Genomic DNA, 12,276 nt, shown 5'->3' on the forward strand with positions numbered 1-12,276 from the left:
CTCTCGCCATCACCCATGGATACAGCAACAACCAAGGGCAACAAAGCAACCGTGCTGATTGTGGATGACTCCCCCGATACTTTGACCATGCTCAGTGGTTTGCTCAAGGATCATTACCGCATCAAAATTGCCAGCAAAGGGGAACAGGCCTTGGCGATCGCCGCATCTATGCCGCCACCGGACTTAATCTTGTTGGATATTATGATGCCGGAAATAGACGGCTACGAAGTTTGCACCAAGCTCAAAGCTGATACCCAAACTAAGAATATTCCAGTTATTTTCCTCACCGCCAAAACCGACGTAGCAGACGAACAACATGGTTTTTCCCTCGGCGCAGTGGACTACATCACCAAACCCATCAGTCCCCCCATTCTCCTGGCCAGGGTACGCACCCATCTCAATCTCAAAGCCGCCTACGATCGCCTCACCCGCCTGCTCAAATTTCGGGAAGACATGGTGAACATGATTGTCCATGACCTCCGCAATCCCCTCTCCAGCATTAGCCTGGCCACCGAGCTGTTATTGAACAAGCCTGACTTGCCCCTAGATCGTCAACAAAAAAAGCTCAAGTCCATTCAAACAAGCACCCAACAACTACAAAATCTGGTGGAAGACCTGTTGCTTAAAGCCCAACTGGAATCCCATGCTCTGACATTGAACTATCAATCCACCGAACTTTGTGCCCTGTGTGAAATTGCCATTGCTACCCTAAGGGAAAGTATTGCCCAGAAACAGATTAACCTCATCACCCAATATCCCCCCGCTCCCCATCGTCCAGTTAATGTAGATGCCCAACTGTTCCGTCGAGCCATCGAAAATCTGATTAGCAATGCCATTAAGTTTTCCCCCTCCCAGAGTGAAGTCATAGTTTCAGTGGCCTATCCAGATGATGCCGTCGCAGTGGTGGCCATTGCCGACCAAGGGCCAGGCATAGACCTAAAACTGCGGGAACGGATTTTTGGCAAATACGAAATTGGCCCCATGCTAGAAGGGGTTGCCCAAATTGGACTGGGCTTAGCCTTTTGCAAAGTTATTGTCGAAGCCCATGGAAGCACAATAAGTGTTGTGGATAATTATCCCAAGGGTTCAATTTTTAGAATTGAACTTCGTCAGTGATTTGGGCAGGGCAACAAGCGGGTTTACCCTATTTAAATTCCGCTGAACATGTATCTAAAAAGTAAAAAAGACCGTATCACAATTTATGGCTGGTGGAAATAAAATTCAGACAGTAGCGATAGCGACTTCTATCAAGCTTGTATTAAAAGTACTTTAGCCGTTTATGTTGCCCTATTTTTGATTGAATTAGCTATACATACTCATTATTTATCTTTGACTATTGAAAATGAACACTCCCCCCGATCCCAACTCAAAAGCCACCATTTTGGTTGTGGATGACACCCCGGATAATCTAGCTTTGATGAGTGGATTATTGAAAGATTACTACCGGGTCAAAATTGCCAATAACGGGGAAAAAGCCCTCAAGGTTGCCCAAACTTTACCCCCACCGGATTTAATTCTGCTGGACATTATGATGCCGGGCATAGATGGCTATGAAGTTTGTGCCCATTTAAAAGCAAATCCGGCCACCCAGAGGATTCCCGTAATTTTTCTCACGGCCAAGTCAGAAATTGAGGATGAACGCAAAGGGCTGGCACTAGGGGCAGTGGATTATATTACTAAGCCCGTTAGTCCACCAATTCTGATGGCCAGGGTTAATACCCAGTTGACGATCAAAGCGGCGGCGGATTTTTTGCTTGATAAAAATGCTTTCCTAGAGCAGGAAGTGGCCAGACGTACCCAGGAGATGATGGCGATTCAGGATGTAACTATTCAGGTGATGGCTTCCCTGGCGGAAACTAGGGATCATGAAACGGGTAATCATATCCGCCGTACCCAAAATTATGTCCGGGCTTTGGCTGAGCAATTAAAAAACCATCCCCGCTTCCAGAAATTTTTAACCGATCACACCATCAATTTGCTCTATAAATCGGCTCCCCTCCATGACATTGGCAAAGTGGGAGTGCCGGACCACATTCTGCTTAAGCCCGGTCCCTTAACAGCAGAAGAATTTGAAATTATGAAAACCCACACCACTTTGGGGCGGGATGCCATTGTCCAAGCGGAAAAAAGTTTGGGAATGAAGGTGGATTTTTTGCAACTAGCCAAGGAAATTGCCTATTCTCACCAGGAAAAATGGGATGGAACCGGTTATCCCCAAGGGCTATCGGGGGATGATATTCCCATTGCGGCCCGTTTGATGGCGATCGCCGATGTTTATGACGCTTTAATTAGTAGTCGGGTTTATAAAGAAGCGATGCCCCACGAAGAGGCGGTGGCCATTATCGAAGCCGGCTACGGCCAACACTTTGATCCCGATGTGGTTGATGCGTTTATGGCTATTCATCCCACTTTTAAAACGATCGCCGCTGAGTTCGCCGATAAGGGGTAATGGCCATGGCGTATTAAAGAAGTACAGGTTTTGTGACTGTATGGCGATCGCCGTAATATTCCGGCAAAAAGCCTAGCCAAGGGAAAAGTTTGGGGTTAACGGGCTGAAATTAAGATTTATGGCGCAGAATTGGTTAAGACTAGCAACATTAGACCCTGAGCACCATGAAATTTATCTCCAGCTTCTTTGCCCTAGCCACAGTTCTTGCTTGCCAACCCACGGTTTTTGCTTTCGAGCCAGCGGAAGCAATTAAGGTAGAAACCATCCTCAAAACCGAAACTAGTTGGGATGGTCAACCTCTGGCTTACCCAGAAGGCCAAGCAGAAATCACTGGCATGATGATCGAAATTGCCCCCGGTGCCGAAACGGGTTGGCATTCCCATCCAGTGCCCTCCTTTGGCATTTTGCTGGAAGGGGAATTGGAGGTCACCCTCCTAAATGGGCAGAAAAAGCTCATCAAAACCGGGGACGCCATCGCTGAAGTGGTGAATACAGTACACAATGGCCGCAACGTGGGGGAGGGCCCTGTGAAAATTTTGGTGTTTTATGCCGGAGCGAAGGATTTGCCCGTAACCGTTAAGGATCAGCCCAATTAAACTGCCTAAGAAAACTGAAGCGCTCATCCCTAGGTGGCAAAAGGAAAAATTGCCCTGGTTTTTAGCCCCTGCCTCCCCGGTGTGGGAAAAACCGATAAACTAGGCACAATGGTCATTTGAAAACAGTGGGATTTCCATCCCAGGGCGATCGCCTAGAATTTTGGCCGGCTTCGTATTTTTCGCAAACGTATGTTTAATTGGTTCCGTCGTCAGTTTGGTAAAGATAACACTGCCCCCGAGTCTGCTCCCCCGGAAGGGGCGGAGGTTAGTCCTGAATTGGCACCGGAGGTAATCCAGGCAGAAACCGAATCCCCCAGCGAGGAAGATTCTCAAACAACGGAATTAGCTGCTCCCCCCCCCGAGGAACCAAGCTCAGACACTGCCAACCCGGACGATTATCTCCAATGGGCGAAAGCGGCGTACCAAAATATTCAGGCCCGTAAAGCGGAAACTGTTAGCCCGCCAGAGTCTGCCGCAGCGATCACGGTTGAAGCAGGAATAGAAGAAACCGCAGAAGAAATAGTTGTTGCCCCCGAATCTGACCAAGCAACAGCTACAGAGGCAGATCTCCCTTCTCCTGAAACCGAAATAACAACCGGCCCCGCTTGGTTACAAAAGTCCGATCGCCTAGAAGCCTTAAAAGAAACGGCGGTGGAAGAAGCCACAGTGGCGGGCACCCTAACTGCTGAATCCATGGCCATGGACGATGACTTCATGTGGTCAGCCAAGGTCCTAGCGGCCCAAGGGCGATCGGCAGCGGATGTGTCGGCGGAAGAAATTGATTGGCTGAGGAAACTGCGGCAGGGACTGAGTAAAACCAGGGTTAACCTAGTCAACCAACTTAAATCCATCGTGGGCCAGGGGCCCCTCAACGAGGCGGCGGTAGAGGAGATTGAAGCGATTCTGCTCCAGGCCGATGTGGGCGTTGAAGCCACCGATTACATCATTACCACCCTTCAGGACAAATTGCGAGAGGAAGCATTGCCCCCGGAACAGGCCATTGAATTCCTCAAAGAAATTTTGCGTTCCATCCTCGATCGCCCTTTGTTATCCCTGCCCAGTGCTGAATTTGCCCCGGAAGCGGAAGGGCTGAATGTCTGGTTATTGACGGGGGTTAATGGAGCCGGCAAAACCACCACCATCGGTAAGTTGGCCTTTATGGCCAAACAATCCGGTTATGACTGTGTGATTGCGGCGGCGGATACTTTTCGGGCGGCGGCGGTGGAACAGGTGAAAGTTTGGGGGGAAAGGAGTGGCGTTCCCGTCATTGCTAACCCTGGGCAAAATACTGACCCGGCGGCGGTGGTCTATGACGGCATTAGTGCAGCCCAGTCCCGTAACGTTAATTTGCTGTTGGTGGATACGGCGGGAAGGTTACAAAATAAGAAAAATTTGATGGACGAGCTAGCCAAAATCCGGCGCATTATCGACAAAAAAGCCCCCAACGCCACGGTGGAATCTTTACTAGTATTGGATGCCACCCTGGGGCAAAACGGTTTACGCCAAGCGGAAGTATTTGCCGAGGCCGCCAAATTGAGCGGAGTGGTGCTGACCAAATTGGATGGCAGCGCTAAGGGAGGGGTGGCCCTGGCGGTGGCCCAGCAGTTGAATCTGCCCATTCGTTTTATCGGTGCAGGGGAAGGCATTGAGGATTTGCGTCCCTTTTCCAGCTATGAATTTGTTGAAGCCCTACTAAACGGTTAATATTTTTGTGCTAAGAGCGACCAGTGATCGATCGCCGTTGTTTGAGTGTAATCCTGCCCTGGACGGTTGGTCTTTGGGGGGGCGGGATCCGGAAACCATCAAACGGTTAATGCCTTTTTGGGAATGGTTTTACAAATACTATTTCCGGGTGCAGACTAGTGGCTGGGAAAATTTACCGCCGGGACAGGTATTGCTGGTGGGTTCCCATAATGGCGGCCTTTCTTCACCGGATATGGTGATGATGATTTACGACTGGTTTCGTTGCCAGGGTTTACATCGCCCTGTGTACGGTTTAATGCATCCCACGGTTTGGAAAATGAGCCGTCCCCTGGCAGAGTTGGCCGTTAAGGTGGGGGCAGTCCAAGCTCATCCCAAAATGGCGATCGCCGCTCTGCAATCCGGGGCCAGTGTGTTGGTTTACCCCGGTGGAGCCCAGGATGTATTTCGTCCCTTTAGCCAACGACATGAAATTTATTTTGCCGGTCGTAAAGGTTTTATTAAATTGGCCCTGCGGCAAGGGGTACCCATCGTCCCGGCGATCGCCGTCGGTTCCCACGAAACTCTGTTGGTTATGGGGGATTGCTACGACCAAGTTAAATATCTCCATGACCTTGGTATGCCTTGGCTATTGGACGTGGACCCGGTGGTTTTTCCCATTTATCTGGGTTTGCCCTGGGGTCTAGCGTTAGGCCCCCTGCCCCATGTGCCTTTACCGTTGACTATGCACACTCGCATCTGTCCACCGATCTACTTTGAGCGTTACGGCAACGACGCCGCCAAAGATAAGGATTATGTCGAGCAGTGTTATCAACTGGTGAAAACGGAGATGCAACGGGAGCTAGATCAACTGGCTGAAACTGCCAATATTTTGCCTCAATTAAATTTTCTCTGAACAGGGTTTGGCCCGTAAAAACACTTTTGTCGTAACTGGCTTGATAAAAATATTTGAAGCAGAGTAATAGGTAAATGTCGACTTCATCTATAGCGGTGAATCTATAGTTTTGCTGGAAAATATCATTGTGCGGATGGGCGCAAAAATCCGCTGATGTTTGTTGGAATAAATTAAAATCAAACTAGTCTGGTCTATATCAGCCGGGACATTAGCAATCATCTGTCTCCCCCAGAATGAAGTCTTTTTTCCTCAACACATTTTCTCCGTTGCGTAGTACGGCCAGATTCTGGGTGTTAGTGGCCTTACTCACTTCCATGGAGTTATCTGCCAGCCAGTTGAGGGATACGGAACAAGCGGTGGCCATAGAGGAGTCAAAATGCACCGATTGCGTTGAAGGTAGGGGGACAGGAATTGTTCGGGGGGAAAGTTTTGCCCAGGTTGAAACGGTTCCCACCGAGGCCAAGGTGGAGCAGATAAAGCCAATGATCGAAAGAATAAGTCCACATCTAGGATTGGTGGGGTTCGGACTGGCGTTTATCGGGGTATTATGGCTGACTTATTTGCTCAAAAAAGATCGGCAAACCAAGGCGCAATTAGCTTTTCAAGCACGGCGGTCCGATGTTTTGTTGGAATTACCCCAGTACGCCGATCGCCTGAGTGAAGTGGAATTTTTACAACGGGGTCAGGAGTTTGCAGAGGAACTGACGAAAAGTAAGATCGCCTTTATTCATTTTGTCAATGATGACGAACAGACCATTGAATTGGTGGCTTGGTCCCGGGCCACCTTGGCCAACTATTGTCGTGTTGTAGCCGCTAGCCATTATCCCGTGGAAGAAGCAGGCATTTGGGCCGATGCGTTGAGACTCCGTCGCCCGGTGTTGATCAATGATTACGCCACCCACCAAGGGAAAAAAGGTTTGCCGGAGGGCCATGCCTATTTAGCCCGGTTGATCAGCGTCCCTGTTATCGACGATGGCAAAGTGGTGATGCTCACCGGGGTTGGTAATAAGGACGTTTTTTACACTGACCAGGATGTGGAAACCGTGCAATTAATTTCTAATGAAATCTGGCGCATTGCCCGTTCCCGTCGCCTAGTCAAAAAATTAACGGAAAGTGAAAACCGTTACCGCCTGGCCCAGGCGATCGCCAAAATTGGTAACTGGGAACTGGACTATGCCACCAACGTGCTTTTTTGGTCGCCGGAAGTGTTCAATCTGTTTGAGATTGCCCCCCAGGATTTTGCTGGAACCTATGAAGCCTTTCTCAATCTCATTCATCCCGGCGATCGAGAGTTGGTTGATGAAGCCTATCAGTGCCATCTGCAAAAATATCAACCCTACGATATTGTCCATCGCCTCCTAATGCCTGATGGTCGGATTAAGTATGTTCAGGAGCAATGTAATACCGTTTTTGATAAAAATAATCTGCCCCTTTTATCGAGGGGAACTATCCAAGATGTTACGGAGTTACAGGAAGCACAAATTTCCCTAGAACACCTCAATGAAAAATTAGAGCAACGGATTCAGGAGCGAACTCAAGAGCTAGAAAACAGTCAAGAAAGCTTATTGGAAGCAAAGCTGGTGGCGGAGGGGGCCACCAAAGCCAAAAGTGAGTTTCTCGCCAATATGAGCCATGAAATCCGCACCCCCATGAACGCCATCATTGGCATGAGCGAGTTGGTTTTGCAAACGGATTTGACCAGTCAACAACGGAACTATCTCCAAAAAGTCCAGTATGCGGGGGAGTTATTGTTGGGAATTATCAACAATATTTTAGATTTTTCCAAAATGGAAGCGGGCAAATTAGAGCTTGAGCAAAAGCCTTTTTCCGTGGAAGAAGTGATGGGTAATCTCCACAGTATTTTAGGCATCCAAGCGGAAGCCAAAGGTTTAACCCTTAACTTTCATCTTGATCCTAGAATTCCCCCGATTTTAGTTGGCGATCGCCTCCGTCTCAGCCAGATTTTGATCAACCTGGGCAATAATGCAGTCAAATTCACCAACCAAGGCGAAATTACCATTCGGGGCCAGTTGTTAAAAACCGAAAACGAGCAAACCAAACTACAATTTTCGGTCACAGATACGGGCATTGGTTTGACCCCCGACCAACAAAGCAAACTGTTTCAATGGTTTAACCAGGGGGAAACCTCCACCTCCCGCCAGTACGGGGGCACGGGTTTGGGTTTAGCCATCAGTAAATCCCTAACGGAGTTGATGGGAGGAGATATTTGGCTGGAGAGCGTGGTGGGCCAAGGAAGCACCTTTCATTTCACGGTTTGTTTGGGAACAGCTTCCCCAGCGGTGGCCCAAGATTATCTGGTTAGTCGGGTCTCCATTCTGGAGGCGAAACCATCGGTAACCCAGGCGATCACCCAACTGGAGGGGGCCAGCATTTTACTGGTGGAAGACAATGAGATTAACCGGGAATTTGCCCATGATCTACTGACTTCTAAAGGGTTGCGGGTACAAGTGGCCAATAACGGCCAAGAAGCTTTAACTTTGTTGACCAGTAATACCTACGATGCCATTTTAATGGACATTCAAATGCCGATGCTCAATGGTTATGATGCCACCCGGGCCATCCGGCAACAGGAATATCACCGCAATCTGCCCATTATTGCCATGACCGCCAATGCTATGGCCGGCGATCAGGAAAAAGCCCTAGATGCAGGCATGAATGACCATTTAACCAAGCCAATTAAGCCTGATCTACTTTTCCAAACCCTAGCCCATTGGATTCCGCCCAATTCTGCCAGGGAGAAAAAAAATCCAAGCAGCAATCTAAAAGCAGATTTGTCATTTTCCTCCATGACGGGCATTAATCAACAGATTGGCATGCAATATATCGAAAATGTGGAGCTTTACCACCGGCTTTTGGTTAAATTCGGCGATCGCTACTCCAACTTTGCAGATCAATTTAGAACAGAGCAAGCCAGCGACGACCCCACAGCGGCAACTCGCTATGCCCACAGCATCAAGGGTGCAGCGGCACTGCTGGGAATAGAAAATGTGCACCATACAGCTCAGCAGTTGGAAGATAGTTGCCGTGAACATGAGTCACCGGAGATGATTGACCGCCATCTCTAGGCCGTTCAAGCCGCGCTAGAACCTGTGCTGTCTGCATTAAAAATGCTCTGAAATGGGCGTTCGAGACCTAAAAAGTGGGCAGTGGGAGGGTACTGAGTTCATACTGTGGAATGCCTAAGGAGGGCTTGCTTGGGTCATCCTCAGCCTTTTTCACCATTTCTTTCTTTTTGAACTCAGGTTAAACTAATCCGATTTCGCTAAAGCGAGGGAATCCGGCCATGGCTAGGCAACCCCTTTTCTGTCCGGTACTGAAGAGACTTTTTCCCCTAACTTGGGCTCTGTACCCTGTAATATGCGTTCAATATTGGTCCGGTGACGAACAATCACATACATCCCTGCAAGAAAGGTAAAGGCAAGATAGGGCGGGGGCAATTGGAGAGCTAGGGCAATGCCATTAACGGCGATCGCCGCCACAATGGAACTCAGGGAAACAATGCGGGTGAAGAAAATTACGGTCAAAAAGGTGGCTAAAGTGCCCAGGGCCAACCAGATGTTGAGCATAAATAACACCCCCAGGCTGGTGGCAACGGATTTCCCACCGGAAAACTTGAGAAAAATGGATTTGCTGTGACCCAGCACCACCGCAATGGCCACCCCCAAAGTTAACCAGTTTTGCCAGGCCGCTGGTAAGGCCGGCAACCAATCTCCGCTGTAAATGGCCCGCACCAAGGCCACAGCCATTACCCCCTTACTGATATCAATGGCTAAAACGGCGATCGCCGCCGGTTTCCCCAGGGTGCGAAACACATTGGTGGCGCCGGTGGATTTGGAACCATGCTCCCGAATATCAATGCCCAATAACAGTTTGCCTGCTAGGTAACCAGTGGGGATAGACCCCATCAAATAGGTAATCAAGAGCAGACACAGGCAGAGTAAAAGAGCGGTGGTCATGGCGGCAGGGGACAATAATCAGCATGGCAGGGCTAACACCAATTATTTGCTGATCCGTGCCCAATGTCACCCAGTTTAAAAATTTTGGTTAAGCCAGCTAGAACTATCGCTCCATGTATGGCCAGCCCGTTTCGGTAAGATACGATACAGAGGATTTCGCATCACATCACCTATGGCTCGGCTTACTGCTCTATTTCGGACTTACGGGAAATATGCCTTCTTACCGGCGATCGCCTTTGGCTTGGCGGGGGGCATTGCCCTAGGGGTAACCGGGGTAATGAGTAAGTTATATCTAGGTTTGATGGCCATAGCAGTGATTTTTTTCTTCCTCTGGTGGACCTGGCTTTGGCAAAGATCCCAAGGTTTTCTCGGCCGGCGATCGACCCAATCTAGCGCTAACGTGATTGCCTCCACCCTAGCGGTGTTGGCGATTTTAACCCTCATTAACTACATTGCTTTTCGTTATCCTGTCGCCTGGGATTTGACCGAAAATCAACGGTTTACCCTCGCCCCCCAAAGTCAGAGCTTAGTGGCAGAGCTGGAACAACCCCTCAAAGTCTGGATTTTCGACGATGCCCCTAGTGAAAAAGATCGGAGGCTACTGCAAAATTACCAACGTTTCAGTGATCAATTTAGTTTTGAATTTGTGCACCCCGATCGCCGCCCTAAATTGGTACAGGACTTTAATGTGCAAAATAAGGGAGATGTATTCATCGAGTATGGCGACAAGAAACAATTAGTTCAAAATCTACTCAGCTTCCAGCAACGGGAAGACCTTTCTGAAATTCAACTCACCAATGCCATTGCCAAAGCCCAACGCCAGGAAATACCACAGGTTTACCTCGTCCAGGGCCATGGGGAATTGCCCCTCAATAACGAACCAAGGGGGATCTCCACCGCAGTGACCGCCCTCGAAAATCTTGGTGTGACAGTCCAACCCCTCAACGTGGTTACCGATGGAGGTATTCCAGAAGATGCCGATGCAGTGGTCATTGCCGGGCCGACCCGCAAGTTTTTAGCGCCGGAAATTGCTACTTTAAAACAGTACACCGACCAAGGGGGTAACCTATTAGTGATGGTATCCCCGGAAGCTGATGCCGGCTTGGAAGACCTTCTGGAGCCTTGGGGCGTAAGTTTTGATCCCAGACTGGTAATCGATCTTTCCGGAGCTGGTGGTGTGTTTGGCCTTGACCCCACCGTGCCCATTTTCAATCGTTACGGCAACCATCCCATCACCCAGAAACTCCAAGGGGCGATCGCCATTTTTCCCCTAGTACGCCCCGTGGCCACCAAGGAACAACCCCATATTCAAGCCACCACCCTAGTGGAAGCTTCGGATTTGATGTATGCCACCCAACTAATCAGTGAAGACCTGCAACCAAACCCGGAAACGGACTTGTTGGGCCCCTTTGATGTGGCTGTGGCTTTGACCAGGGAAGGGAAAGAAGTCAGTTCAGCCAAGGAAATGGAGACAGGCAATAATACTGAACCCGAAGAAATTAACCCCTCCCCTAGTCCCCCAGTTTCCCCCAGTCCTAGTCCCACCGGCAATGGCACCAATCAACCAGAGGCAATGCCAGAAAATGACAGCAATCAAGCTGGCGATCGGGAAGAATCACCGGCCGGTGAAAACGAAGACAGTGGCAATGATCAGGCCCAAACAGCTCAACAAAATGGCGACCCAGAGCTTCCCCCTGCCAAGATGGTGGTGGTGGGTAGTGCTGCCTTTGCCACCAATGCGTGGTTTAACGAAGCTGTCAACGGTGATATTTTTCTCAACAGTGTGCAATGGTTAGCAGAAAACGTTGACCAACCCCTTAATGTGCGGGCCAAAGACCCCACCGATCGCCGTATTAATCTAGGAGTGCGACGAGCTACGGTTTTAGGGTGGTTAACCTGGGTGATTGTCCCCCTAATCGGCCTAGGGCTAGCGGTGTTTACCTGGTGGCGACAAAGGTAAGGGTAATTAGAATTTTTTTAAAAAGTACCCCCGGAACCCCAAGTTTGGAGAAGAATCGGATTAAATTCTCCCGATATTGCCCAATCTTTAATGGGTCAATTCTGGTGAACAAATGATGCCAATAGGTCCTTAAAACCTCTTGAATACAAGGTTTTGAACACCATGGGAGCCCTTAATATTCCACCAGGGAAATAATTGGTAAATCCGGTAAACATTGACGGCCATTGAGGGCCGCAAGCTCAATGATAAAAGCAAAACCTAACACCTCACAGCCAAGCTTAGTTAACAATTCAGCAGTGGCCTTGGCGGTTCCCCCCGTAGCGATTAAGTCGTCCACAATTAACACCCGATGGTGGGGAGCTACCGCATCCTGATGGATTTCTAAAGAGTCTTTACCGTACTCTAAATCATACTCAACTCGGTGGACTGGGGCTGGTAATTTGCCTGGTTTTCGTACAGGGATAAAACCGGCATTCATTTGATAGGCAAGGGGCATGCCAAATAAAAACCCCCGGGATTCCATGCCCACCACATGGTCCGGCACAAGTTCCTGGCTTTCACATTGTTCCACCAGGGAGTCGATGGTGTAGCGCAGTCCCTCCGGACTATTGAGCAGGGTGGTTATATCCCTAAACATAATGCCTGGCTTGGGGAAGTCCGGTATATCCCGAATTAAAGCTTTTAAATCCATAATGCGA

9 protein-coding genes are annotated in these 12,276 nt (G+C 49.2%); 7 read left to right on the forward strand and 2 right to left on the reverse strand.

All coding sequences use genetic code 11. From position 1 onward, the window contains the following. Nucleotides 1-15 precede the first annotated feature (15 nt). The 6 genes from C7I86_RS07350 (at nt 16) to C7I86_RS07375 (ending at nt 8,727) form a co-directional block, all read left to right on the forward strand. Nucleotides 16-1,116: a hybrid sensor histidine kinase/response regulator gene (locus tag C7I86_RS07350; RefSeq protein ID WP_010872618.1), complete on the forward strand. Its 1,101-nt coding sequence runs from the start codon at nt 16-18 to the stop codon at nt 1,114-1,116. Nucleotides 1,117-1,342: 226 nt separating this feature from the next. Next, entirely contained in the window at nt 1,343-2,449 is a 1,107-nt protein-coding gene (locus tag C7I86_RS07355) for a two-component system response regulator (protein ID WP_010872619.1), read from the forward strand. A gap of 164 nt (nt 2,450-2,613) precedes the next feature. Further along, on the forward strand, nt 2,614-3,045 hold the full coding sequence (locus C7I86_RS07360) for a cupin domain-containing protein (protein WP_010872620.1): 432 nt from the start codon (nt 2,614-2,616) through the stop codon (nt 3,043-3,045). Nucleotides 3,046-3,234: 189 nt separating this feature from the next. Next, nucleotides 3,235-4,749, forward strand: a complete 1,515-nt coding sequence (ftsY, locus tag C7I86_RS07365; RefSeq protein ID WP_010872621.1) for a signal recognition particle-docking protein FtsY — start codon at nt 3,235-3,237, stop codon at nt 4,747-4,749. Nucleotides 4,750-4,756: 7 nt separating this feature from the next. After that, nucleotides 4,757-5,641: a lysophospholipid acyltransferase family protein gene (locus C7I86_RS07370; RefSeq protein ID WP_010872622.1), complete on the forward strand. Its 885-nt coding sequence runs from the start codon at nt 4,757-4,759 to the stop codon at nt 5,639-5,641. A 233-nt stretch (nt 5,642-5,874) separates the two neighbouring features. Continuing rightward, nucleotides 5,875-8,727 (forward strand): response regulator, encoded by a 2,853-nt coding sequence (locus C7I86_RS07375; RefSeq protein WP_010872623.1) that lies wholly within the window; start codon nt 5,875-5,877, stop codon nt 8,725-8,727. Nucleotides 8,728-8,949: 222 nt separating this feature from the next. Here C7I86_RS07375 and plsY read toward each other — a convergent pair whose 3' ends face one another. Then, on the reverse strand, nt 8,950-9,618 hold the full coding sequence (gene plsY / locus C7I86_RS07380) for a glycerol-3-phosphate 1-O-acyltransferase PlsY (protein WP_010872624.1): 669 nt from the start codon (nt 9,616-9,618) through the stop codon (nt 8,950-8,952). A gap of 172 nt (nt 9,619-9,790) precedes the next feature. Here plsY and C7I86_RS07385 point away from each other — a divergent pair, with 172 nt between their 5' ends. Continuing rightward, complete coding sequence (locus C7I86_RS07385) at nt 9,791-11,578, forward strand: GldG family protein (protein ID WP_010872625.1); 1,788 nt, start codon at nt 9,791-9,793, stop codon at nt 11,576-11,578. Nucleotides 11,579-11,750: 172 nt separating this feature from the next. Here the strand turns inward: C7I86_RS07385 and apt are convergent, their stop codons facing one another. Further along, the gene (gene apt / locus C7I86_RS07390) at nt 11,751-12,269 is read right to left on the reverse strand and encodes an adenine phosphoribosyltransferase (RefSeq protein WP_010872626.1); all 519 of its coding nucleotides are present in this window, start codon (nt 12,267-12,269) and stop codon (nt 11,751-11,753) included. Nucleotides 12,270-12,276: the final 7 nt, after the last annotated feature.

The sequence above is a fragment of the Synechocystis sp. IPPAS B-1465 genome (assembly GCF_003015225.1).
Lineage (GTDB): Bacteria > Cyanobacteriota > Cyanobacteriia > Cyanobacteriales > Microcystaceae > Synechocystis.